This window comes from Novosphingobium sp. PASSN1 (assembly GCF_002278815.1).
On the sequence record NZ_NKIS01000002.1, the window covers coordinates 223,600 to 246,795 of the forward strand.

Below are 23,196 nucleotides of genomic sequence, written 5' to 3' on the forward strand. Positions count from 1 at the left end.
CCGCCATGGCCATCCTCACCGTCAACAACCAGCCGATCGAGATCAAGCTGGAGGCCGATACCCCGCTGCTGTGGGCGCTGCGCGATGCCGCCAACCTCACCGGCACGAAGTATGGCTGCGGCACGGGCGAATGCGGTGCCTGCATGGTCATCGTCGATGGGCAGGCCATGCCCAGCTGCACCCTGTCCCTGGGCGAAGCCGAAGGCCGCACCGTCACCACGATCGAAGGCCTCAGCGCTGATCGCAATCATCCGGTGCAGCAGGCCTTCGTGGCCGAACAGGCGATCCAGTGCGGGTTCTGCACGCCCGGCCTGATCATCGCCGCCGCCGCGCTGCTCAGCCAGAACACCGATCCGACCGAAGCCGATATCAAGGCGGCGATCACCAATATCTGCCGCTGCGGGGTCTATCCGCGCCTTGTCCGCACGATCCAGCGCGCCGGGCGGATCGCACGGGGCGCGGAGGCCGGCGTGCCGCTGCCGGTTCCGGCTACGGCGACAACGCCCGGGCTTTAGAGCACTTTAAAAAGTGCTCTAGAACCCCATCCGCACGGCCAGCCGCGCGCTGCGGGGCTGTGCGGTGGAGATGTTGTTGTCCGTGTGGGCGGTCGGGAAATACTGATCGTTCAGCAGGTTGTTGACGTTGAGCTGGATCGAGACCGCCTTGGACAGCGTGTAGAACACCGCCGTATCGACGCGGGTCCACGCCGGGAGCGTGACGGTGTTGCTGACCGTGGTGAACACGGAGGACTGGTGCGTCACGCCCAGACCAAGGCCGAGCCGGGGGCTGACATCGTAGCGCGTCCACAACGCGATCTGGCTTTCGGGGATCAGCGCCAGGCTCTGCCCAGCGGCCGCCGTGGCTGTGCTGGAGCGGACCTTGCCATCCTGCAGCGCATAACCAACGCTGACCTGCCATTGGGGCAGGATCTTGCCCGTGGCGGAAAGCTCGATCCCGCGCGTGCGAGTCTTGCCGGAAAGCTGGGGCAGGCCGGTGACGGGATCGTTGAAGCGCGAGTTCTCGCGGTCAAGCCGGTAGGCAGCGACGGTCAGCGCAAGGACCGGGGTTACGTCCCATTTCGCGCCCACTTCAAGATTGCGGAATTCCTCGGGCGCAAGCGTGGCCTGCACAGCATCGAGCGCGCTGAACTGATCGCCCGATTGGGGCAGGAAGCTCTTGGTATAGCTGCCGTAGAGTGAGACATTGGCCATCGGCTTCACGATCACGCCCGCACGGGGCGACCATTTGCGATCGGTGCGCGCGGCGCTGGTCGCGTTTAGCAGGTTGTCGGCGCGGATCTTGAAGGCATCATAGCGAACGCCACCAACGATCTGGAGGAACGGCGCCAGCTCGATCTGATCCTGCACATAAGCCGAGAACGTTTCGACCTTCGCGTGGGTGGACCGGCTGGGCGCACCGAACGTGATGGCAGGCACGGCGATGCGATCCGCCAGCGAGACCACGACCGAGGCCGCCCCGCCGGGGAAAATGCCTTCGGTCCGCGCGGCGTCGGTCGCCTGATCGGCGCCTTCGATCCCGGCAATAACCGTGTGGCTGATCGGGCCGGTCTTGCCCTGCCACGTCATGTTGGCCTGGCCGATCCAGCTCTTGCGCAGCACGCTGCTGTTGTAGGCGCTGAGTTCCACCGTGCGGGCGACCGGATCAACCGCGTGGGCGGGGAAGATATTGCCATAGTACTTGTCGGTGTGGCTGTATTGCCCGGCGACGGTCAGCGTCAGGCTGTCGGCCAGCTGCTGGGTCAGCCGCGCCTCGACGATATGGGCCTGCACGGCGGCCACATTGGTGTCCTTGCGGCCGAACAACGTGTCGCGATACCCTTCGAGCGGCAGGCCGCCGAGCGAGGGCACGCCGCGATCGGCGGTGCGGCGATCATCGTCGTAATTGTACGAAAGATCGATCCGTGTATCGGCGCTGGGCGCAAAGGCCAGCGTGGGATTCACGCCGAAATAGCGGCCATGATAGTCCTGCCGATGGTTGTCGAATTCCTCGTAAGTGCCGTTGAGGCGCGCGCCGACGGTTTGCGACAGCGGCGCATTGAGATCGGCGGCAAGGGCGAAATCGCCGAACGTGCCGACCGCAGCATTGGCCCCGACCGCAAGACCGGCAAGCGATGGCGTCTTGCGCACGCGGTTGATCACACCGCCGCCGCCGCCCCGGCCAAACAGCAGGGCATTGGCCCCGCGCAGCACTTCGACGTGTTCGATATTGTAGAGCGAGCGGTAGTACTGCGTGTCATCGCGTAGGCCATCGAGATAGAAATCGGCTGTGGTGTTCTGACCGCGCAGCACGATCTGATCGCGGTTGCCTTCACCCTGGCCGAGCACGACACCGGGTACATAGCGCAGCGCATCGGCCAGCTGGGTCACGCCCTGATCGTCGAGCTGTTCGCGGGTCAGCACCGTGACCGATTGCGGCACATCGAGCAGCGGCGTGGGGGCCTTCAGGGCCGAGGCGGCTTCGGCGCGGTAACTGTCGACATGGCCAGTGACAATGATCGGCCGCCGATCCACGCCCTCTCCCACATCGCCTTCTTCGGCCATCGGCATCACTTCGGCCCGCGCACAGATCGGCAGCAGCGCGCTGGATGCAAGGAGCAGGGCAGCGGAGATCGAGCGGGCCGGGGTCGTCACAGGCAATCCTTCTTGAGAGACATTCTCAAGAGCCCGTCTATTGCGAGTCATTCGCACTTGCAAGCACCTTATTGCAAATCGCTCGCGATTTCTCCGCGCATGCAAACGGACCAGCCAGTGGCCGGTCAGCGCTACACAAAAATGAGAGGAAGCCCCTGCCTCAGAGCAGCGGGAAAGCGCGGTCCGCGAGGATCAGCGCTAGCGCGCATCCGAGCACGATGGCCGAGCGCAGGACTTCCACAACAGGAGCGGCAGGAGCAGCGACAAGAGCGATAGCGCGGGCCATGCGTTCGTCATGCGCCCGCAGTCCTAACGAAGCGTTAAGGCCTCACGCCAGCCATTCGAGCAGTGAGGCCAGACATTCGCGCGCCAAGAGCTTGCTGCGTTCCGGGCTCCACCCCTGCGCCGGATCGGGCAAGTCGTCGTTGTCCTTGAACGGCATTTCCAGCGTCATGGAAACCGCGCCGAAGCGCTCGGCGATCTGGTTGGTGGCCATGGCGAGGTTCGCCCTGCCCGGCCGCGCCACGGGATAGCCGCGCTTCGTCTGGAAATCGGGCGTCCGCCGTTCGAGAATCGCGCGGTAGCGGCGATAGGCTTCGCCTTGCGCTTCGGTCCAGCCGGGGATGCCTTCGAACCCGGCGAAGAACACCGCCGGAATCGCTTCATCGCCGTGGGCGTCGATGGCGAAATCGACGCCGGTTTCGTCCATGGCGCCCCGGATCGCGAGCACTTCGGGCGAGCGTTCGGCGCTCGGCTCGTGCCATTCGCGGTTGAGGTTCACCCCGGCCGCATTGGTGCGCAAATGCCCGCGCCGCGATCCATCGGGATTGCAATTGGGCACGACATGAAAGCGGCAGAGCTGGCGGAGCTTGCGTGCGTGCGGGTCCGCCGGATCGGTCAGCATGTCGAGCGCGCCTTCGATCCACCATTCGGCCATCGATTCGCCGGGATGCTGGCGCGCGATCAGCCACACCTGCTTGTCGCCTTCCCCAAACGAGAGGCAATCGATCGGCTGGCCATCGAGGCTGCGGCCCAGCACCTTGTGCTCCACGCCCTCGCTCGCGGCTGTTTCCGCGACAAGATCGTGATGCCGCTCCATCGAATAGGGCGCGAAATAGGCGAACGAGCACGTGGCGGCCTGCGGCGTATAGCGGATCGTCAACGTGCCGCTCTCGGCGCTGGCATCATAACTGGTTTCGGCGCGCGCCCAGTAGTCGCGGTCTTCCGAAACGCAGGCGCGGTAGCCGATCCAGCCATCGGGATAGGCGGCCGCAGCAAGGCCGGTAATCTTCAGCTCCAGCGCGCGGCCCGCACAGCCGCCGACGCGGAAATGGAACCACTGGAAGAACTCGGACGCATGGTCGCGCCGGATGGCGAGCCGGGCGGCGGCGCCGTCGATGCTCAGGACCTCGATGTTGCCGCTGTCAAAGCCTGCGTCGATGGTGATGGAAGTGCTGGTCTGCGTTGAAGTCATTTCACCGTGATAGTCGCCCCGGAGGTTCCGGGAAAGCCCGAGAACAACGCGTGGGCCAACCGCGGCGCAGCGCGATCCACGCTTGCGTCCTTCGCCTTCTCGCGCTCGATATTATCGGCCCGCCCTTCCCATAGCGAAAGCCCGGTGGCGCGGCTGCGGATGGTGACGGTGAGGCGCGTGATCACCCGCGTGCGCGGGCCGCCGCCAAGATTGAAGCCGAGGCCAAGGCCCACACCGCTGTTCCAGCCGCCAGTGGATCCGCCGACACCAACCGAGACCGGCCCGCGCTGGCGTTCGGCGCGCTGGACTTCACGCTCCACACGCACTTCCGCCACCGCATCGGCCGCGCCGGGGGTCGCCGTGCCGAAATGCAGCGCGGCCAGCTCGGCCTCGACCGCCTGCAGCCAGACGCGGGTTTCAAGGCTGGCGGCATCGGCACCCGGTGCGGCGACAACGGCAACCGCGCTGCGGCCAAGCGTGGTGATACTTTCCGGCGTGTGGAAGCGGGTCACTTCGACCGGCGCGGCCAGGGCCGGGCTTGCCGCCAGCGCAAGCGCTGCAAGAAGGATGCGGGCCTTCACGGCATCACCGCCGCAAGCGGCTGGACCACCTGTCCATCGGGAAAGCGCTTCAACAGCGCGGTTGCCAGCCGGGCGGCCATCTCGCTGTTGTTGATCCCGCCGTCGTCCTCGCGGGCTTCGCCTTCGGCATGGCCTTCCCACAGGACGCGGCCAGTGGCCTTGTCGCGAATGCGCAAATCGAGCCGGGTAGCGACGATGGCCTTGGCGGGCTTGGTAAGATCGACCGCGAGCGCGAGGCCGAAGCCGCTGCCGCGATTGCTGACGGTTGTGCTCATGGCACCGCTCACCTTCTTGCGCGGGGCTTCCTCGGGAACGGCCACGCTGTGGCTGACCCCGATTTCGGCAATCTGGCCCGGATCGTTGGCAGTTGCAGTATCGTAACCGCGCCGGGCCAGTTCGTCGATCACCGCTGCTTCGTAGACGGGCAGCTTGCCGTCCTCGTTATCACCGGCATCGCTTGCCATACGGCTCACCACGATACGCCCCTTGCCGAGCAGTTCCCCGGCATCGGCGGCGCGGTAGGCGGTGACGTCGATCTTCTTCGAAGGCTGCGCGCTCTGGCGGGCGGACGGATAGCGCGGATCGGTGTCCTGCCAGCCGCCACCCCCGCCCCAGCCACGCTCGCCGGGCATGCCTTGCGCCAGCGCGGGAGCCGCGCCGCAAACCAGCAGTGCGGCGAACGAGGGCAGGATAAACTTCATGCAAAGCCTTTCGGGACGGACGGGCGGCGAAACTACGTCCTGCGGGCTGTCTTGGTCATGAACGGTTCGTTTGTCGATTCCCACTAGGCACGGGGCTGCTAGTGCTGCGACGCAGACCACGAGGAGATTGATTCGCATGGGCAAGGTCCCCGTTCTCGTTACCGGCGGTGCCGGATATATCGGCAGCCATGCCGTGCTGGCGCTGAAAGATGCAGGCTGGCCGGTTGCCGTGATCGACAACCTGACCACCGGCTTCCGCTTCGCGATCCCCGAAGGCGTGCCGCTTTATGAAGGCGATATCGAGGATGGCGCGCTGGTGGCGCGGATCATTGCCGAGCAGCGCATCGGCGCGGTCATGCATTTCGCCGGTTCGATCATCGTGCCCGAATCGGTCGAAAACCCGCTGAAGTATTATCATAACAACACCGCCAAGAGCCGCGCGCTGATCGCGGCGGCGGTCGAAGGCGGGGTGAAGCACTTCATCTTCTCCTCCACCGCCGCGACCTATGGCATCCCCGAAGTCTCGCCCGTCACGGAAGACAGCCCGAAACAGCCGATCAATCCCTACGGCATGTCTAAGCTGATGACCGAGACGATGCTGGCCGATACCGCGCGCGCCCATCCGCTCAACTATTGCGCGCTGCGCTATTTCAATGTGGCGGGTGCAGACCCTGAGGCCCGCACCGGGCAATCGACGGCGGGGGCCACCCACCTCATCAAGGTCGCGGTCGAAGCCGCGCTCGGCAAGCGCGGCCATGTCGGCGTGTTCGGCACCGATTACGATACGCCCGATGGCACCGGCGTGCGTGACTACATCCACGTGTCAGACCTCGCCGCTGCACACGTGCTGGCGCTGGAAGCCCTGATCGATCAGCCGCAGCGCTCGCTCACCATGAACTGCGGCTATGGCCGGGGCTTCTCGGTGCTCGAAGTGCTCGATGCGGTGGACCGCGTGACGAACAACAAGATCGTGCGCCAGTTGGAAGGCCGCCGCGCAGGCGATCCCGATTCGCTGATTTCGGACAACCAGCGCATCAAGGCGACTTTGCCGTGGGTGCCGCGCTATGCCGATCTCGATGTGATCGTCAGCCACGCCTTGGCGTGGGAGAGGAAACTGACCGAGATCCGCCCGCTGGCCGATTAAGGGACACCAGAGTCCCCGGTTGACTTTCCCCACCTCCGCGCATAACCGCCACCCTTCAAATTTCAGCCCGGTCGGTTTCGGGCATAAGGATTCGCCATGAAGATTCGCAACAGCCTGAAGTCGCTCAAGGATCGCCACCGGGATAACCGCGTGATCCGCCGCCGCGGCCGCACTTACGTCATCAACAAGACCCAGAAGCGCTTCAAGGCGCGTCAGGGCTGATCATTGCGCGGCTCTGCTTCGGCGGAGCAGCTTGCAATCGAACGGTGTTGAACCGGCAGAAGGCCTCCGCGATTGCGGGGGCGCTTTTGTTTGTGCCGCCTTTGTTTGTGCCGCCTTTGTTTGTGGTTAGGACGTATTGATCATGGGCGTCGATGCAGTCGTCTGGGATATCGGCCATGTGCTGGTGCAATGGTCGATCCGCGGGCTCTACGAAAAGCTGATCGACGACCCGGCAGAGCTGGACTGGTTCCTCGAACACGTCGTCACCCTGCCGTGGCACTTCCGGCACGATGCCGGAGAGCCGCTGGCCGACCTGATCGCCGAGAAAGTCGCCGAATACCCCGATCACCGCGCACTGATCGAGGCTTATGGCCCGCGCTGGCTTGAGACGATCCCCGGCCTCATCCCCGGCACCCCCGCATTGGTCGAAGCGCTCGCCGCAAAGGGCGTGCCGCAGTTCGCGATCACCAATTTCGGCGCGGATACCTTTGCGATGTTTCGCCCGGCTTTCCCGGTGCTGGACCCGATGATCGAGATCGTGGTGAGCGGGATCGAACGCCTCGCCAAGCCCGATCCGGCAATCTTCCGCCTCGCCGCGCAGCGCTTCGGCCACGCGCCGGAGCGGATGCTGTTCATCGACGACAACGCGGCGAACATCGCCAGCGCCCGCGCGCTGGGCTGGCAGGTGCATCACTTCACGCGGGGCGCGGAAGCCTTGGCGGCAGACCTCGGCGCACTGGGGCTGATCTAGGCGAGCCCGATCAGCGAAATCAGCCGTCCGTAGCCCGCTTCCCCCGCATGGGTGGAGCGGCGGAAGGAATAGAACCGCTCGGGCTGCGAATAGGTGTCCTCGCCCAGCATCCCGACCGTGCCGACGCCAAAGCCCGCCAGCCGGGCCGCGACATAGCCTTCCAGATCGAACCATGAATGCCCCGCCCGCCCGGCGCGGAAGAAGCGCGCGTTATCCGGGTCTTCGGCGGTGAACCGCGCTTCGAAAGCGGCGTCCACTTCATAGCTCTTCTGCGCGATGCACGGGCCGACCACGGCGGCGATGCGTGCGCGGTCCGCGCCGAGGGCTTCCATCGCTTCCACCGTGCGGTCCGTCACCCCGCCAATCGCGCCTTTCCAGCCAGCGTGCGCCGCGCCGATCACGCGCGCTTCGGGATCGTGAAACAGCACCGGCGCGCAATCGGCGGTGAGCACGCCCAGCAGCAGCCCGGGCTGGTTGGTGACGAGGGCATCGCCCTCAGGACGGTCCGCATCGTCCCACGGCGCGCTGACCGTGACCACATCGGGCGAATGGATCTGATAGCAGGTGAGCAGCCGCGCGCCCGGCAGCACCGCTGCGCCCGCACGGCGGCGGTTCTCGGCAGTGTGCGCGGGATCGTCCTCGCTGTAGCTCACGTTGAGCCCGGCATGGAGCCCAAGGCTCACCCCGCCGCGCCGCCCCAGAAAGCCGTGCGCCGCGCCCGCCAGCGCCGGATGCGTGAGGACTTCCGGCTGCTGCTCGCTCATCCTTCCAGGCTCTTGCTCACCTGTTCGCGCACATCGCGCGAAAGGTCCGGGGCAGCGCTGATGCGTTCCAGTTCGGCGCGCATCAAGGCGGCGCGCGCCGGTTCGATCCGCCGCCAGCGGCCCAGCGGCGGCACGAAGCGTGCGGCGACGTTGCCGTTGATCGGATCGAGCTTGAGGATCAGGTCCGCGATCATCCGGTAGCCTGCGCCGCTCGCCGCATGGAACGCCGAGGGATTGGCGGCAAACGCCATGTAAAGCGCGCGCACGCGGTTGGGGTTGGTCAGCGTGAAGTCCGGATGCTCCGCCAGCGCGGTGACATGCGCAAGCGTATCGGGATGCAGCGCGCCCGCCTGGATCGAGAACCACTTGTCGATCACCAGCGCATTGCCCGCAAAGCGCGCGTGGAAATCGGCCAGCGCCGCCTGCCGCGCTGCATTGCATTCGGCGGCCCCGATCCCGGCCAGCACCATCAGCGCGCCCTGCCGGTCGGTCATGTTGTCCGCCGCATCATACTGCGCCTTGGCGCGGCGGGCGGCTTCCACCGGATCGCTGGCCGCCAGATAGACCAGCGCCTGCGTCTTCAGCTTGCGCGCGCCGCGTGCGGGGGCTTCGAGGCTGTAGGGCACAGCGCTGCAACGATCATGCAGCGCGTGCCACTGCGCGGCGAGTTCGCCGCCCAGCCAGCACTTCAGCGCCTCCCGCTCGGCATGGATGCGCGAAGGATCGGCCTCGGCAAGCTGCTCGGCGATATAGCCTTCGCCGGGCAGGATCAGCAGTTCACCGCGCATGAGGTCATCCAGCGCGGTATCGGCCAGAACCGCCGCATAGACATCGCGGATCGCGGCAAGGCCTTCGGCGCGCGCGGCCTCGGTCAGATCGCCCGATACGGCAGCAACAAGGTGGCCGACCATGAGCTGCTGCATCGCTTCATAGCGCGCGAAGGGATCATCATCATGCGCCGCCAGAAACACGAGATCGGCGGTGGGCAAGGCCATGTCGATGGCAACGGGGGCGGAGAAGCCCCGGTTGATCGAGAGCACGGGGGGCTGCGCAAATCCGGTGAAGGTGAAGGTCTGCTCTGCCTCGGTCAGCACCAGCAGCTCCTCGCCGCCGTGCTTGCCGGTGGCGCGGTCAAACAGCGCGGTGCGCAGCGGGATCACCATCGGCTGCTTGTCCGGCTGGCCGGGGGTGGCGGGGACCGTCTGGCTGAGGGTGATCGTCGCGGTTTCGCCTTCATGCGTCAGCTTGGCGGTCACGCGCGGCGTCCCGGCCTGTTCGTACCAGCGGCGGAACTGCGTGAGGTCCAGCCCCGCCCCATCCTCGATGGCGCGGACGAAATCCTCGCACGTCGCCGCCTCGCCGTCGTGGCGGTCGAAATAGAGATCGGTGCCCGCGCGGAACCGCTCCGGTCCGGCCAGCACGGTCATCATGCGGATGACTTCGGCCCCCTTGTTGTAGACCGTCGCAGTGTAGAAGTTGCTGATTTCCTGATAGGCGTCGGGCCGGATCGGATGCGCCAGCGGGCCGGAATCCTCCGGGAACTGCGCCGCCCGCAGCACGCGCACATCCTCGATCCGCTTGACCGGCGCGGAGCCCATGTCGGCGCTGAACTGCTGGTCGCGCAGCACGGTGAAGCCTTCCTTGAGGCTCAGCTGGAACCAGTCGCGGCACGTCACGCGGTTGCCCGACCAGTTGTGGAAATATTCGTGCGCCACCACGCCTTCGATGGCATCGTAATCGCCGTCCGTCGCGGTTTCGGGATCGGCGAGAATGTAGCGCGTGTTGAAGACGTTGAGGCCCTTGTTCTCCATCGCGCCCGCGTTGAAATCGGCCACGGCGACGATGTTGAACAAGTCGAGGTCGTACTCGCGGCCATAGACCTCCTCGTCCCAGCGCATCGAATCGATCAGCGCCTTCATAGCGTGCCCGGTGCGCGTCTCGTCCCCGGCGCGGACGTAGATGGCGAGGTCGACCTTGCGGCCAGAGCGGGTGGTGAAGCTGTCGCGCGCGGCCACCAGATCGCCTGCGACGAGCGCGAAGAGGTACGAAGGCTTGGGCCAGGGATCGTGCCATTCGGCCCAGTGCCAGCCTTCGGGCGTGCCATCGCCGTTGTCGCCGCTGGCCGTGGGGTTCCCGTTGGAGAGCAGCACCGGAAACGCCGCCTTGTCGCCCGCCATGCGCACCGTGTAGCGGCTCAGCACGTCGGGCCGGTCTGGGAAGAAGGTGATGCGGCGGAAGCCCTCGGCCTCGCACTGGGTGCAGAGCATGCCGTTCGAGGCATAGAGGCCCGAAAGCTGGGTGTTGGCGGCAGGATCGATCTCGGTCTCGATCGTCACCGTGTGGCGTGTCCCCGGCAGGTCGATCACGAGGGCCGGGCCGTCCATGCGCCAATCGTTGTGCGCGGTGCCATCCACCAGCACGGCCTGCGCGGTGAGGCCATCGCCGTCGAGCCGCAGCGGGCCGGATGCGGCACCAGCCCGCTCCACCACCAGATCGGCCTTCACGCGCGTGGCGTTGAGCGAGAGCGCGAAATCGAGCGCGATTTCAGGGATCAGCCATTCGGGCGGGCGATAATCGGCGCGCTGGATCACGGTGGCAGGCAGGGCGGGGGCGTTCGACAGATCGTTCATGGCCCCAATGTAGGGAGCCGGAGCGCATGGGGAAGCGCAAAAACGGCGGCGGGGCAAACTTCGCGGCATGAACCCTTGACGGCGGGACGGTCGGACAGTCAGGAACCGAGGCCATGAAACTGTTCATCTTCGGTATGGGCTATACCTCGCAGGTCATCGCGGCGCGGCTGCGCGCATCAGGCTGGGACGTCAGCAGTACGGGGCGCGAAGGCACGGTGCGGTTCGACGACCGTGCGGCGGTGCTGGCGGCGCTGGCCGAGGCGAGCCATGTGCTGTCATCCGTCCCGCCAGCGCGAGAGGGCGGCGATCCGGTACTCGATCATTATGGGGAAGCACTGGCCGCCGCGCCAGCACGCTGGATCGGCTACCTTTCCTCCACCGGCGTCTATGGCGATACCGGCGGAGCGTGGGTGGATGAGACAGCCGAAGTCGGCACCGGGCGGCGCTCTGCCCGCACGGCGGCGGATCTGGCGTGGCAGGAATGGCTCGGCGCAAGAGTCCGCGTGTTCCGCCTGCCCGGCATCTATGGCCCGGGCCGCAGCGCGCTCGACCGCGTGCGTGACGGCGCGGCGAAGCGCATTGCGCTGGAAAATCAGGTGTTCAGCCGGGTCCATGTGGAGGACATCGCGGGCGGCGTGATCGCCGGGATGGATGGGCCGGGCGGCGTCTACAACCTGGGCGACGACGAACCATCGAGCCAGAACGCCGTGATCGAGGAAGCCGCGCGGCTGCTCGGCGTTGCCCCGCCGCCGCTGCAGACGCTGGAGGAGGCCGCGCTATCCCCGATGGCGCTGGCGTTCTATGCGGAAAACCGGCGCGTGGCGAACGGCAAGGCGAAGCGCGTGCTGGGCTGGCAGCTGCGCTATCCCACCTACCGCGAAGGGTTGCGCGCCCTCAACGCCACGACCAGCCCGATCATCGCCAGCGTGGCCCCCGCGCCCGCCAGCAAGGACCAGCGATAGCCTTCGAACGCGGTCGAGATCAGCATCGCGACAACCGGCACCAGCACGCCGTTATAAGCCGCGCGGCCCGGACCCAAAGCGCGCAGCAGGCCATTGTACATCGGGAAAGTGACGACCGAGCCGATGATGGCGAGATAGGCCACGCCGCCCGCATAGGACCACGTCCAATCGAAGCGCGGCGGGCCGGAGAGCGCCCATGCGATCACGGCATCGACCAGCGCGCCGATCAGCATGGCCCATGCCAGCAGCGTCGGCACCGGCTGGCTGCGCGCGGCGGGGCTGGCCTGCACCACATTGCCGACCGAGGCGAACAGCAGCGCCACCATCACCATCAGCCCGCCGATCAGCACTTGCGCGCCCATCGCGGCGTTCTGCGCCAGCGCGAGGCGGTATTCGTGGAGCATCAGCAAGCCGATCCCGGCGAGCGCGATGGCCGTGCCGACAAGGAAACCGCGCGTGATGCGCTGGCCGAGGAACACGCGCGAAAGCACCGTGTTGGGCACCAGCAGCAACGCGAAGAGCACCGCGACGAGGCCCGAAGTGACATACTGTTCGGAGCGGTAGACGAACTGGAAGTTGAGGCTAAACACGCTGCAGGCCATGACCACCGCGACCATCAGCCCGCGCTTGTCGAGCAGCAGCGGCAGGCGCTTGAACGCAGCGAACGCGAACATCCCGACCGCCGCACCGGCAAAGCGCCAGGTGACCGACCAGCTCGGCGGCACATCGCCCAGCTGGTACTTGATCGCGATCCACGTCGAGCCCCAGATCAGCGCCGTGAGCAGGAACGGCACAAGGATGCGCGCCTCGAGGAACCGGGCCTCGCCAGCCTGCCCCCCCGTCTGATGATCCACGCTCATAACGCAGCCAGCGCGCGGGCGAGCGCGGCGACTTCGTGGGCAGGGCTACTCCACGCGGTGACGAGGCGCGCGGCACCGGGCGCGCCGGGCGGCGCGTTCCAATCATAGAAATCGAAGCCCTGCGCGCGCAGCGCCGCCTGTTCGGCGGGGGAGAGGACGATGAACACTTCGTTCGCTTCGACCGGGTGGATCAGCCGGTCCACGCAAGCAGCGGCGATTTCCTGCGCGGCAGCGTTGGCGGCGCGCGCATTCTCTAGCCAGAGGCCGCCCTCGATCATCGCGAGGACTTGCGCGGCGAGATAGCGGCCCTTCGATTGCAGGTGCCCGGCGCGCTTGCGGCGGAAGCGGACCACATCGGCGAGATCGGGCGCGAAGAACACGATGGCCTCCGCGCTCATCCCGCCGTTCTTGACGCAGCCGAACGTGAGCGCATCGACCCCGGCGCAGACCGTGACATCAGCCGGGTGGCAGCCGAGGTGCGCCACGGCATTGGCGAAACGCGCGCCGTCCATGTGCAGGCCAAGCCCGCGCGCCTTTGCCAGCGCGCCGATGGCAGCGACTTCTGCGGGGATGTAGACCCGGCCGCATTCCGTGGCCTGGGTGATCGAGATCGCGTGCGGCTGGACCTGATGGACACCGGGGCGGATTGCATCGAGCACTGCGCAGGTCGTCTCCGGCGTCAGCTTTGCACCTTCGCCGCCCGCGAGAAGCAGCTTGGCCCCGTGGAGGAAGAAGCCCGGCGCGCCGCCTTCGTCCATCTCGATATGCGCTTCGGTGTGGCAGACGACGCCGCCATGTGGAGGGACCATGGCCGAAAGCGCAAGGCAATTGCCCGCCGTGCCCGTCGCCACCCAAAGCGCGGCGCACGGCGCGCCGAACAGATCCGAAAACGCGGCATCGAGCCGGGCGGACAGCGCATCGCCATCATAGGCGGTATCGGCCGCATCGGCCCCCTGCATCGCCGCCCAGATCTTGGGGTGGACAGGGGCGGCGTTGTCGGAGAAGAACTTCATGGGCGCGGTCTTAGCTGGCAAGTCGCCCGGTTGGAAGGTGCGCGAAAAGGACGAGAGCCATGGACGAACCAGTGATCACCCATGTGGATCAGGGCGCGGAAGGCGAATATCAGGCGCGCGTGGCGGACAATGCGGCGTTCGGACGGCTGACGTATGTGCGCCGCGGCAATGTGCTGACAGCAGAGCACACGCTGGTGCCCACCGAAATCGGCGGGCGCGGCATTGCGGGCAAGCTGGTTGCGGCGCTGGTGGCCGATGCACAGGCGCATGGCTGGAAGATCGTGCCGGAGTGCAGCTATGTTGCCGCCGCATTCAAGCGCCATCCGGAGTGGGCCGACCTGCTGGCCTGAATTCAGAGCACCTTGCCCATGCGGACGAGCGGCACAACCACGCCCTCGCGCGAAGTGGCCTCGACCGCTTCAATCTCGGCATAGCCGCAGGCCATGTAGAGCGGCAGGCCCGCCAGCGTTGCCATCAGCTCCACTCGCGCAAACCCTGCGGTGCGCGCGGCGTCCTCGCAGATCGCCATGATCCGCTTGCCGATACCGCGCCGCGCGTGGGCGGGATCGACATACATCGCGCGGATCCGGGCTGCATCCTTCGCCGGATCGAGCGGCAACGGTTCGCGCGCGACGATGCTGTCATCCCCGCCAAACAGCGTCGCGCGCCAGCTCCACCCCCCGCAGCCGACAAGCTCGCCGCCATCGAGGATCATGAAATAGGTCCGGTCCTTCACCAGCTGGGTATCCAGCCCCATGGTCTGATGGCTGGCCGCCACTTGTTCGGGCGTCAGAAAATCGCGCTGCAGCTCCTCGATGGCGCGGGTCATCAGCGCGCGCAGGGCGGGCAGGTCCGCCTCGGTCGCGGGCCGATGCGTCAACGCCGCCATGTCAGTACCCGGCTACGCTGCCCACCGGCAGGCGCGGATCAATCGCGCCGTAAAGCTGGTCGCGGCCTACGGGCGGTTTGCCCAGTGCCGGGCCGCCAACGAGGATCGCGGCGACCTGGTTCCAGTAATCCATCGGCTCCAGCTTGTGGCCCTTGGCCTCCAGCGCGGCGCGGGTTTCGGCGCTCAGCGCGTTGGGTTCGGTGAAGATCACATCGGGCAGCCACTGCGCGTGGATGCGCGAGGCATCGGTCGCCTCGGTCACGGTCATCCCGTGGTCGATCACGTTGAGCATGACCTGCAGCACGCCGGTGGGGATATGGCTGCCGCCGGGAGTGCCGACGACCATGGCAAGCTTGCCGTCCTTCGTCACAATGGTCGGCGTCATCGAGGACAACGGCCGCTTGCCCGGCGCGATGGCGTTGTTGGCGCCTTCGACAAGGCCGTACATGTTGGGCTCACCAGGCTTGGACGAGAAATCGTCCATCTCGTCGTTCAGCAAGATGCCGGTGCCCGCAGCCGTCACCCGCGCACCGAACCAGTCGTTGAGCGTGTAGGTGAGCGAGACGGCGTTGCCTGCGGCATCGACGATGGAAAAGTGCGTGGTGCTCGCGCCTTCGAGGCTCTGCCCCGGCACACCGAGCGAGACCGAAGGCGTCGCCTTGTCGGCGCTGATCCCGCTGCGCATCTGCGCCGCGTATTCCGGCGAGATGAGCTTGGCGACATCGGCTTTCACAAAGCCCGGATCACCGAGGCTGACATTGCGATCATGGAACGCCCGGCGCAGGGCTTCGGTGAAGTAGTGGATGTTCTGCGCCGAATGCCAGCCAAGCTCGCCCATCGGATAGGCGGAGAGAATGTTCAGCGTTTCGCACACCACCACGCCGCCGGAGCTGGGCGGCGGGGCGGAAATGACGTGGTAGCCCCGGTAATTGCATTCGAGCGGCGCGCGCTCGATGGCGCGGTAGGCGGCGAAATCGGCCTTGGCGAGAATGCCGCCATTGGCCTTGCTGGCGGCGACGATCCTGTCGGCAATCTCGCCCTTGTAGAACACGTCGGCGCCCTTGTCGGCGATCAGCTGGAGCATCCGGCCCAGATCGGCCTGCACCAGCTTGTGGCCCTTTTCCCAAGGCTTGCCGGCATCGAGGAAGATCGCGGCGCTGGGGGCGTCCTTGGCGAAATCCTGCGCGCCTTCGGCCAGGAACGTGGCATCGCCCTGATCCAGCACGAAGCCATCGCGCGCCATGCTGATCGCCGGAGCCGTGAGCCGCGCGCGCGGCAGGACCGCGAACTTTTCACGCGCGAGTTCGAGGCCTGCGACCGTGCCCGGCACACCCACCGCCTTGTGGCCGCGCGTGGAGAGCAGTGGAATCACCTTGCCCGCCTTGTCGAGGTACATCGTCGGCGTGGCGGCACCGGGCGCGGTTTCGCGGAAATCGATGAAGCTGGTGCGGCCATCGGCAAAGCGCACGGTCATGAAGCCGCCGCCGCCGATGTTTCCGGCCTCCGGGAACGTGACGGCCAGCGCATAGGCAACCGCGATGGCCGCATCGACCGCGTTGCCGCCATCCTTGAGCACTTCGACCCCGGCATCGCTGGCCAGCCGGTGCGCGGACACGACCATGCCGTGTTCTGCGCCGACAGGGACCGGCGAGGCCGCTTGCAGGCACGTACCGGAGATCAGGGAAAATGCCGCGAGGGCAGCAATTGCAGTCTTGCGCAGGGCCATGGGTCTTATCCTCTCGTGCGCACCTGTGCCTCCCGGCAGGCCAAAAGAAAAGGGCGGAGAAGCCGAAACTTCCCCGCCCGATCCTGCTAGGCCCCATCCGGTTGGACGGTGGTGCCGAACTCAGTACTTCACACGGGCCCGGATGTACCAGAAGCCGCCGTTGAAGCCGAACGGACCGCCGTTACGCGGATAGATCTGGCCGTCGCCGGTGCTGTTGGTCAGCGTGTAGATCGGGTTCGAAGGCGAAGCCTTCACCCGGTCGGGCTTGGTGTTGAAGATGTTGTTGCCGCCCACGGTCAGCGTGAAGTTGTCCATGAACGTGTAGCTCACGTCCATGTCGGCCGTGACCTTCGCCCCGAACTGCTGGCCCGGGTAGTCGGTCTCGGCGCGCCATTGGCCGAAGTAGCGACCGGCAGCGCCGATCGAGAAGTTGCCGCTCGTCCAGTTGCCCTGGAGGTTGAGGCGATGCTTCGGTGCCAGGTTCTGCGCATCCACGCGCTGGGCCAGGCCGATCGAGGCCGGGTCGAACTTGGTCACCTTGTTCTTGTTGTAGTTGTAGGCCAGCGTCAGGTTCAGCTTGCCGCCAGCAAGATCGGTCCGGTAGCTGCCGACCACGTCGACGCCGCGGGTGCGGATGTCGAGCGAGTTGGTGAAGTACTGGACGTTGCCGCCCACGCCGACCGAAGCGAGCTCGGACAGATTGGCGATATCGGCGGCAGACACCACGAACGACTTCGAGATGAAGATGCGATCCGAAACCTTGATCTGGTAGGCGTCGACCGTCAGCGTCAGCGCGCTGGTCGGCTGGAACACGAAACCGAAGCCGAAGTTGGTCGAGGTTTCAGGCTTCAGGTTCTTGGCACCGAAGTACTGCGCCACCGCGCTCGTCACCGGGAAGGTGCCGACCTGCACCGACTGACCGGCGAGGAAGTTGGTGGTGAGGACCTGGGCGTTGTTCTGGCCCGGCGTCGGGGCGTGGAAGCCCGAACCGACGGTAGCGCGCAGGGCCAGTTCATCGGTCACGTGGTAGATGCCGTTGAACTTGTAGACGAAGCGGCCACCGAACGAATCGTAGTGTTCATAACGGCCGGCCGCGCCCAGCGTGAGCTGCTTGGTGATATCGGCTTCTGCACCGACATAGACGCCCCAGCTCTTCTGGCTGTTGGTGCCGGCATACGTCGGCGCGGTGCCGCCGTAGCCGCTCGCAGCCGGATCATACGATGCGGTCTGCTCCTCAAGCTGGGTGAACACGCCCGAACCCGGCGCGGTCTCTGCGTAGAGATCGTGCGGAATGGCGTAGGGGCCTGCACCGTAGGACTGGAAATCGCCTTCCGTAGCGGTGTAGCTTTCGCGGCGGAATTCCGCGCCGCCCGAGAACGTGATCGGGCTGGCGAGGCCGGCTTCGACCGCATACGTCAGGTCGAGGTTGGCATCGAATTCCTTCTGGATCAGCTTGCCGAATTCGAAGCTGGTCTGCGAAGCCTTGCCGAACGACGGGCTGATCGAGTTGTCCATCGACAGATCAAGCTGGTTGCGGCTGAGCGAGGCCGAAAGATCGTAAGTGAACCCACCGTCGGTCTTGCCCTTGTAGCCCAGCGTGCCGATGGCCTGATCGGTCTTGCCGATGAACAGCGGGGTGAAGCCGCCCGGATAGAGCGAGGTCAGGTTGAAGACATTGCCGTCCTTGACATAACCGCCAGCAGGGCAGGTCGGGTTACCGGCCGGGCACTGCGTCTGGTAGTAAGGCACCTGGAAGAAGTTGCGGCCACCGATCGTGCCGGTCTTCTTGGTGCCGCTGCCATCGTCATACTCGAAGCTGCTCGAACCCTGGTACGACGAACGGAAGTTGAAGCTCTGCTCGGCCTTGCTGTGCGCGAAGTTGCCGAAAGCGTAGATCTGGCTGTTGTCCGTCACGTCATAGCCGGCGTTGACAACGGCCTTCCAGCCTTCGCTCGGCGAGTTACCCCAGATCTGCGCGGGCAGCGGGTAGAACGGAAGCTTGTCGGCCAGCGTCGGGTTTTCAGCGGCGAAGCGCGCGGCGATCGGGCGGGTCACGCCGCGGCTCGTGCGGCCATCCTTGTTATATTCGCCCGAGATGTTGATGAAGCCGCGGTCCGATTTCAGACCACCGTTGGCGGCAATCTGGTAGCTTTCGCCGTCGCCAGCGTAGAACTGGCCGTAGCGGCCGACCATTTCGAAGCCGGCGTTATCACGCAGACCGTAGTTCAGCACGCCCGCGATGGCGTCCGAACCATACTGCGCGGTCGCGCCGTCACGCAGGACTTCGAGGCCCTTGATCGCGATGGCGGGGATCGCCGAAATGTCGGGACCCTGCGAGCCGAACGACAGGCCGGTGTCACCACCGTTGTAGACCTGCACCAGCGCCGAACGGTTGTAGCGCTTGCCGTTGAGCATGACGAGCAGCTGGTCGCCCGGAAGGCCGCGCAGCGACGGCGCACGCACGAACGTCGAGGCGTCCGAGATCGAGTTCTGGCCGACGAAGAACGAGGGCACGAGGTTGCGGACCGAGTCCAGCAGGTTCGCGGTCGGCTGCGTGGTGAGATCAGCCGCGCTGATCACGTCGATCGGCGAGGCCGAGTCAGCGACAGTGCGGTCGGTACGGCGGGTGCCGATGACCACGATGCTCTGCGCAGCGGCGGCATCGTCGGTCGCAGCGGCGGTCTGCTGCGCGAAAGCGGCCTGCGGAGCGGCCACGCCGGCAAATGCCGCGGCCGAAGCCATGAGCGCGCCGCGCAGGGCGAGATTGGAAAGGTTACGCACGATAGGTACCCCTGAATTGAGCAGCCGGACACAACTGTCCCCCCGGCCTGCCTTCGGTTGAAGCGCGCTGTGGATATTCTTTCGATTGCAAGAGTAAACAGGTTTGGGGGGCAAACCCTGATCTCCAAGTGCGAAACCGCGCCATGTGTGACATTTTTGCTATTGCCGCGTGCACCTCCGCCACAGACACTTTTACTAGGTTTTCCGCGGCCTAGGCTTACTCGCGCAGCGCTTCCTGCGAGATGCGGATAAGCGGCCCCAGCACGTAGTTCAGGATCGTCTGGCGGCCCGAACGGATCGCCACTTCACCGGTCATGCCCGGGATCACCGGCATCCCCGCACCGAAACTGGCGCGCCCGGCATCCAGGCGCACGCGATAATAGAGCCCGCCGCGCGGGTCCTGGATCGCATCGGGCGAAACATCGACGACTTTGGCTTCGAGCGAGCCGTAGACCGTGGAATCATAGGCCGAGATCTTGATGCGTGCGGGCAGGCCCGGCCAGATGTTGCTGCGGTCCTTGGGTGCGATGCGCGCCTCGATGATGACCTGGCTGGCGGCCGGCACGATCTCTGCCACCGGTTCGCCGCCGCGGATCACGCCGCCCGCGGTGCGCACATTGAGCCGGTTGATCACGCCATCGACCGGCGCGCGGATTTCCTCGCGCGCGACGCGGTCTTCTACCGCCCCGAACTGTTCATCGGCCTTGGCGAGTTCGAGCCGCAGCGCGGCGGCCTGCGCGCGGATCTGCTCCATGTCGCTGGCCCAGATCTCGCCGCGCCGGGCGGCGGATTCGCCCAGCCCGGCGGAGGACTGCGGAATCTGGTTGGCGACATCGGCAATCCGCGTGCGCAGCGAAAGCAGCATGGCGCGCTTGTCAAGTACATCGCGTTCCGAAACGGCATCTTCGGCATAGGCGCGTTCGAGCTTGGCCAGTTGCTCCATCGCCAGCCGTTCTTCGCTGCGCAAGTTGCCCAGCCGCGCTTGGAGCGAGCCGACTTCGGCGGACTTGGCCCGCGCCTGCTGGTTGATCACGCCCACCTGGCTGTTGCGCTGGGCGCGGCGCGAGGCGAACAGCCCGGCCTCGCTTGCGGCGATTTCCGGGGCCTGCGCTGCCAGATCGGCAGGCGGCACGAAGCTGCCCACGCCTGAAATTTCAGCGTCGAGCCGCGCCAGCATGATGCGCTTGGCGACCAGATCGGTGCGCGCGCTTTCGATGGCCGCGCCGGTGGAGGCATTGCTGATCCGCATCAGCACTTGCCCCTTGCGCACCCGCTGCCCTTCCGAAACGAGGATTTCCTTCACGATGCCGCCTTCCAGATGCTGGACAAGCTGGTTCTGGGTGGAAGGCAGCACGCGGCCCGCGCCGCGCGTGACCTTGTCCACGGTGAACAGCGCCATCCACAGCGCCACGAGGCCGAACGTGATCAGCAGCGCCTTGAGCAGACGCGAGGGCGCGGCAATGCCGAGCCGCGCGCTCCACGGCAGCGCGGCGCCGATGGGCTGGCTGGGCAGCGCGAACTTGCCGCCGAGCACGGCATCCGCCTCTCCCGGGCGCAAGTCATCGAACAGGCTGCCCCCGCCGAGCGAGACGATGAGCGATTGGCGAAGGCGCGCAAAGCGCATGGCTGAACCCCGGTCAATGTGAGTGCGTTGGCCGGTCTTTACCGTTCATTATCCTTGTTTTGGCTTGCCCCGCCCTTACGCGCATTCCCGTAAGGCGCACTTCACCCGGCGTTTTCCATAAACTGGCACTCCCGCCCCGAACTGGGGTAAAACGCCATGCAACACACATCATCGGACCGGCCTGCGGCGATCATCGGTCGGCTCTTGCGCCGCCGCAAACCCGCGCCTGCAGCCAGGATCACCGATCAGCCCTTCATCACCGCCATGCCCATGCTGGCGGCGCTCGAAGCGCTGGCCGAGCTGCGCGGCATCGCGTCTGCCAAGGCGGCGCTCAGTGCCGCGCTGCCCATGGCGCAGGACAGGCTCGCCGCGAAGCTCGCCCCGCTCGCCCTCGCCCGCATCGGCATTGAGGCGCATTGGCGGCCCTTGCACCAGGGCCTGCCCGAAGCGTCTGCCCTGCCCTTGATCGTGACGCTGGGCTCCGGCGGCGCGGTGGTCCTTGCCGCAGGCGGCACGGGAGGACAGATTTCGGTTCGCGATGCGTCTGGCTGGCAGGATCTTCCGTTCGCCGCGCTGCGCCCGCTGCTGGATGGGGAGGCGCTCCACAGCGGTCCGGTCGATCCGGTGAACGGCGCCAGCGATGCGCACGAACGCGACCTGATCCGCCGCAATCCCAAGGCCTGGTTGCTGGGCGCCTATCTCGGCGAACGCGGCCCGCTGGGCCAGATGCTGATCGCCAGCGCGCTGCTCAACCTGTGTGCGCTGACCATCCCGCTCTACATGCGCGCGATCTACGACCGGGTCGTGCCCAATCTCGCGATCGAGAGCCTGTGGGCCTTGTCCATCGGCGTCACCATCGTGCTGGTGTTCGAACTGCTGCTCAAGAAGATCAAGGCGCGCTTTGTCGATGCCGTGGCGACGCGGGTGGGGCAGGCGGTGCAGCACCGCGCGGTCGTCTCCGTGCTGCGCGCCCGCGCGCCGACACCGGGCATGGGCTTTGGCGCGATGCTGACGGGCTTGCGCGATCTGGAACAACTTTCGCTGCTGGTGCCGCAGGCTGTGGCTACGTTCTGCGTGGACCTGCCGTTCGTGGTGCTGCTGTTCGCACTCATCGCGGCGATCGGCGGCTTCACCGTGCTCGGCCCGATCCTTGGCGCGGTGGGCCTGATCTTCGTCGGCATGATCAGCAACTATGCGCTGAAACTCGCCAGCCGCCGCGCTTCGAAACTGCTTCAGGCGCGCAGCGATCTGACCGCCGAACTCACTTCTGGCTGGACCACGATCAAGGCCAACCACGCCGAAGGCCTGTTCGAAGGGCGCTGGGATCTGATTTCCGATCATCTTGCGATGGGCAATAAGCATGTGCGCCACTGGTCCGAAATGCCCGCATCGGCATCGGGCCTGCTGGTCCAGCTGGTGACGGTGATGGTGGTCGTGATCGGCGTTTTGCAGATCAAGGCGGGCCTGATGACCACCGGCGCGCTGATCGCGGTGGTGCTGCTCACCGGACGCGCGATGGTGCCCGTGGCCGCCACCGTCAGCATGTTCGCCCGCGCTTATCAGAGCCTGGCGCAGTTTCAGGCGCTGGCCGGGCTGCTCCAGTCCGAACCCGAACGCGATGTCTCCGATCCCGCCGTCAGCCTTGCCCCGGTGCGGGGCGCTGTGCGCGTGGCAGGCCTTTCGCACACGTTTGCCGGCAGCGGCGCGCCGAGCCTTTCCGGCCTGACGTTCAGCGTGGCGGAAGGCGAACGCGTGGCGCTCATCGGCAAATCGGGATCGGGCAAATCGACCCTGCTCCAGCTGCTGGCCGGGCTGGTCCCCGCGCAGGAAGGGCTGATCACGCTTGATGGCCACGCGCTCGACCGGTTCGCCATCCCGCACCTGCGCCAGAACGTGATCTACAGCGCGCAGGACGCGGTGATCTTCGAAGGCACGGTGTGGCACAACATCCTGCTCGGCATGCCCGAGCCGGAAACCGCCGTGGTCGAACGCGCGATCCGCTGTTCGGGGCTCGACAGCTTTGTCGCGCGGACGGCAGAAGGCTACATGCGGCAAGTGGGCGCGCGCGGCGCGGCGCTTTCGGGCGGGCAGCGCCAATCGCTGCTGCTGGCCCGGGCGCTGGTGCGCGATCCTGCCGTGTTGCTGCTGGATGAACCCACCGCTTCGCTGGACATCGCGAGCGAACAGGCGGTGATCGCGGGTCTCGCCGAGGCCACGCAGGGCAAGACCCTGATCGTGGCGACGCACCGCCTCGCACTGCTCGAAATCGTCGACCGGGTGATCTGGCTGGAAGAGGGCCGCATCGTGGCAGACCGGCCCAAGGCCGAAGTGCTGGCCCAGCTGGCCGCCCAGACTGCGCAGGCTGGCGGGCAGGCCAAAGGTAAACAGGGACCTAGGGAAGCTGCCTGAGCGCGCCCGCGCCA

General features: G+C 66.4%; 20 protein-coding genes. 7 read left to right on the plus strand and 13 right to left on the minus strand.

What is annotated here, in order from left to right; all coding sequences use genetic code 11:
• The first annotated feature begins 5 nt into the window (after window positions 1-5).
• Entirely contained in the window at window positions 6-515 is a 510-nt protein-coding gene (locus tag CFE35_RS04000) for a (2Fe-2S)-binding protein (protein WP_292928188.1), read from the plus strand.
• An 18-nt stretch (window positions 516-533) separates the two neighbouring features.
• Here CFE35_RS04000 and CFE35_RS04005 read toward each other — a convergent pair whose 3' ends face one another.
• From CFE35_RS04005 to CFE35_RS04025, 5 genes are all read right to left on the minus strand, one after another.
• Entirely contained in the window at window positions 534-2,651 is a 2,118-nt protein-coding gene (locus CFE35_RS04005) for a TonB-dependent siderophore receptor (RefSeq protein WP_292928190.1), read from the minus strand.
• Between the two features lie 160 nt (window positions 2,652-2,811).
• Complete coding sequence (locus CFE35_RS04010) at window positions 2,812-2,937, minus strand: hypothetical protein (protein ID WP_292928192.1); 126 nt, start codon at window positions 2,935-2,937, stop codon at window positions 2,812-2,814.
• Between the two features lie 42 nt (window positions 2,938-2,979).
• Window positions 2,980-4,125, minus strand: a complete 1,146-nt coding sequence (locus tag CFE35_RS04015) for a M14-type cytosolic carboxypeptidase (RefSeq protein ID WP_292928194.1) — start codon at window positions 4,123-4,125, stop codon at window positions 2,980-2,982.
• A complete protein-coding gene (locus tag CFE35_RS04020) occupies window positions 4,122-4,706 on the minus strand; it encodes a DUF4136 domain-containing protein (protein WP_292928196.1) in 585 nt (194 codons plus the stop codon). Before CFE35_RS04020 ends, CFE35_RS04015 begins: the two co-directional genes overlap by 4 nt.
• Entirely contained in the window at window positions 4,703-5,407 is a 705-nt protein-coding gene (locus tag CFE35_RS04025; RefSeq protein ID WP_292928198.1) for a DUF4136 domain-containing protein, read from the minus strand. The genes CFE35_RS04020 and CFE35_RS04025 overlap by 4 nt, the downstream gene beginning before the upstream one ends.
• Before the next feature lie 136 nt (window positions 5,408-5,543).
• Between CFE35_RS04025 and galE the strand changes: the two genes are divergently transcribed.
• The 3 genes from galE to CFE35_RS04040 all read left to right on the plus strand — a co-directional run bounded on the left by galE (window position 5,544) and on the right by CFE35_RS04040 (window position 7,524).
• Complete coding sequence (gene galE, locus CFE35_RS04030) at window positions 5,544-6,551, plus strand: UDP-glucose 4-epimerase GalE (RefSeq protein WP_292928200.1); 1,008 nt, start codon at window positions 5,544-5,546, stop codon at window positions 6,549-6,551.
• Between the two features lie 96 nt (window positions 6,552-6,647).
• Window positions 6,648-6,773 (plus strand): type B 50S ribosomal protein L36, encoded by a 126-nt coding sequence (gene ykgO, locus CFE35_RS04035; RefSeq protein WP_054122357.1) that lies wholly within the window; start codon window positions 6,648-6,650, stop codon window positions 6,771-6,773.
• A gap of 142 nt (window positions 6,774-6,915) precedes the next feature.
• Complete coding sequence (locus CFE35_RS04040) at window positions 6,916-7,524, plus strand: HAD family phosphatase (protein WP_292928202.1); 609 nt, start codon at window positions 6,916-6,918, stop codon at window positions 7,522-7,524.
• Here CFE35_RS04040 and pgeF read toward each other — a convergent pair.
• Together pgeF and pepN are read right to left on the minus strand one after the other, a co-directional pair.
• A complete protein-coding gene (pgeF, locus tag CFE35_RS04045) occupies window positions 7,521-8,288 on the minus strand; it encodes a peptidoglycan editing factor PgeF (protein ID WP_292928204.1) in 768 nt (255 codons plus the stop codon). The genes CFE35_RS04040 and pgeF overlap by 4 nt on opposite strands.
• Complete coding sequence (gene pepN, locus CFE35_RS04050) at window positions 8,285-10,918, minus strand: aminopeptidase N (RefSeq protein ID WP_292928206.1); 2,634 nt, start codon at window positions 10,916-10,918, stop codon at window positions 8,285-8,287. Before pepN ends, pgeF begins: the two co-directional genes overlap by 4 nt.
• A gap of 113 nt (window positions 10,919-11,031) precedes the next feature.
• Here pepN and CFE35_RS04055 point away from each other — a divergent pair, with 113 nt between their 5' ends.
• Window positions 11,032-11,880: an SDR family NAD(P)-dependent oxidoreductase gene (locus CFE35_RS04055; RefSeq protein ID WP_292928208.1), complete on the plus strand. Its 849-nt coding sequence runs from the start codon at window positions 11,032-11,034 to the stop codon at window positions 11,878-11,880.
• Here CFE35_RS04055 and CFE35_RS04060 read toward each other — a convergent pair.
• Window positions 11,790-12,740: an EamA family transporter gene (locus tag CFE35_RS04060; protein ID WP_292928210.1), complete on the minus strand. Its 951-nt coding sequence runs from the start codon at window positions 12,738-12,740 to the stop codon at window positions 11,790-11,792. The genes CFE35_RS04055 and CFE35_RS04060 overlap by 91 nt on opposite strands.
• Entirely contained in the window at window positions 12,737-13,753 is a 1,017-nt protein-coding gene (locus CFE35_RS04065) for a beta-eliminating lyase-related protein (RefSeq protein ID WP_292928212.1), read from the minus strand. Before CFE35_RS04065 ends, CFE35_RS04060 begins: the two co-directional genes overlap by 4 nt.
• A gap of 59 nt (window positions 13,754-13,812) precedes the next feature.
• Between CFE35_RS04065 and CFE35_RS04070 the strand changes: the two genes are divergently transcribed.
• Window positions 13,813-14,103: a GNAT family N-acetyltransferase gene (locus CFE35_RS04070; RefSeq protein ID WP_292928214.1), complete on the plus strand. Its 291-nt coding sequence runs from the start codon at window positions 13,813-13,815 to the stop codon at window positions 14,101-14,103.
• 2 nt (window positions 14,104-14,105) lie between these two features.
• Here CFE35_RS04070 and CFE35_RS04075 read toward each other — a convergent pair whose 3' ends face one another.
• The 4 genes from CFE35_RS04075 to CFE35_RS04090 all read right to left on the minus strand — a co-directional run bounded on the left by CFE35_RS04075 (window position 14,106) and on the right by CFE35_RS04090 (window position 20,773).
• Window positions 14,106-14,642 (minus strand): GNAT family N-acetyltransferase, encoded by a 537-nt coding sequence (locus CFE35_RS04075; protein WP_292928216.1) that lies wholly within the window; start codon window positions 14,640-14,642, stop codon window positions 14,106-14,108.
• A 1-nt stretch (window position 14,643) separates the two neighbouring features.
• Window positions 14,644-16,368: a gamma-glutamyltransferase gene (gene ggt / locus CFE35_RS04080; RefSeq protein WP_292928218.1), complete on the minus strand. Its 1,725-nt coding sequence runs from the start codon at window positions 16,366-16,368 to the stop codon at window positions 14,644-14,646.
• A 120-nt stretch (window positions 16,369-16,488) separates the two neighbouring features.
• Complete coding sequence (locus CFE35_RS04085; protein WP_292928220.1) at window positions 16,489-19,149, minus strand: TonB-dependent receptor; 2,661 nt, start codon at window positions 19,147-19,149, stop codon at window positions 16,489-16,491.
• A 217-nt stretch (window positions 19,150-19,366) separates the two neighbouring features.
• Complete coding sequence (locus CFE35_RS04090; protein ID WP_292928222.1) at window positions 19,367-20,773, minus strand: HlyD family type I secretion periplasmic adaptor subunit; 1,407 nt, start codon at window positions 20,771-20,773, stop codon at window positions 19,367-19,369.
• Between the two features lie 156 nt (window positions 20,774-20,929).
• Between CFE35_RS04090 and CFE35_RS04095 the strand changes: the two genes are divergently transcribed.
• On the plus strand, window positions 20,930-23,182 hold the full coding sequence (locus tag CFE35_RS04095; protein ID WP_292928224.1) for an ATP-binding cassette domain-containing protein: 2,253 nt from the start codon (window positions 20,930-20,932) through the stop codon (window positions 23,180-23,182).
• Window positions 23,183-23,196: the final 14 nt, after the last annotated feature.

Bases quoted from the DNA above. Each gene is read 5' to 3' on its own strand.
- CFE35_RS04025 (WP_292928198.1), bottom strand. From the start codon at position 5,407: ATGAAGTTTATCCTGCCCTCGTTCGCCGCACTGCTGGTTTGCGGCGCG.
- pgeF (WP_292928204.1), bottom strand. From the start codon at position 8,288: ATGAGCGAGCAGCAGCCGGAAGTCCTCACGCATCCGGCGCTGGCGGGC.
- CFE35_RS04095 (WP_292928224.1), top strand. From the start codon at position 20,930: ATGCAACACACATCATCGGACCGGCCTGCGGCGATCATCGGTCGGCTC.
- galE (WP_292928200.1), top strand. From the start codon at position 5,544: ATGGGCAAGGTCCCCGTTCTCGTTACCGGCGGTGCCGGATATATCGGC.
- CFE35_RS04060 (WP_292928210.1), bottom strand. From the start codon at position 12,740: ATGAGCGTGGATCATCAGACGGGGGGGCAGGCTGGCGAGGCCCGGTTC.
- CFE35_RS04070 (WP_292928214.1), top strand. From the start codon at position 13,813: ATGGACGAACCAGTGATCACCCATGTGGATCAGGGCGCGGAAGGCGAA.
- CFE35_RS04055 (WP_292928208.1), top strand. From the start codon at position 11,032: ATGAAACTGTTCATCTTCGGTATGGGCTATACCTCGCAGGTCATCGCG.
- ggt (WP_292928218.1), bottom strand. From the start codon at position 16,368: ATGGCCCTGCGCAAGACTGCAATTGCTGCCCTCGCGGCATTTTCCCTG.
- CFE35_RS04015 (WP_292928194.1), bottom strand. From the start codon at position 4,125: ATGACTTCAACGCAGACCAGCACTTCCATCACCATCGACGCAGGCTTT.
- CFE35_RS04075 (WP_292928216.1), bottom strand. From the start codon at position 14,642: ATGGCGGCGTTGACGCATCGGCCCGCGACCGAGGCGGACCTGCCCGCC.
- CFE35_RS04010 (WP_292928192.1), bottom strand. From the start codon at position 2,937: ATGGCCCGCGCTATCGCTCTTGTCGCTGCTCCTGCCGCTCCTGTTGTG.
- pepN (WP_292928206.1), bottom strand. From the start codon at position 10,918: ATGAACGATCTGTCGAACGCCCCCGCCCTGCCTGCCACCGTGATCCAG.
- ykgO (WP_054122357.1), top strand. From the start codon at position 6,648: ATGAAGATTCGCAACAGCCTGAAGTCGCTCAAGGATCGCCACCGGGAT.
- CFE35_RS04040 (WP_292928202.1), top strand. From the start codon at position 6,916: ATGGGCGTCGATGCAGTCGTCTGGGATATCGGCCATGTGCTGGTGCAA.
- CFE35_RS04000 (WP_292928188.1), top strand. From the start codon at position 6: ATGGCCATCCTCACCGTCAACAACCAGCCGATCGAGATCAAGCTGGAG.
- CFE35_RS04090 (WP_292928222.1), bottom strand. From the start codon at position 20,773: ATGCGCTTTGCGCGCCTTCGCCAATCGCTCATCGTCTCGCTCGGCGGG.
- CFE35_RS04065 (WP_292928212.1), bottom strand. From the start codon at position 13,753: ATGAAGTTCTTCTCCGACAACGCCGCCCCTGTCCACCCCAAGATCTGG.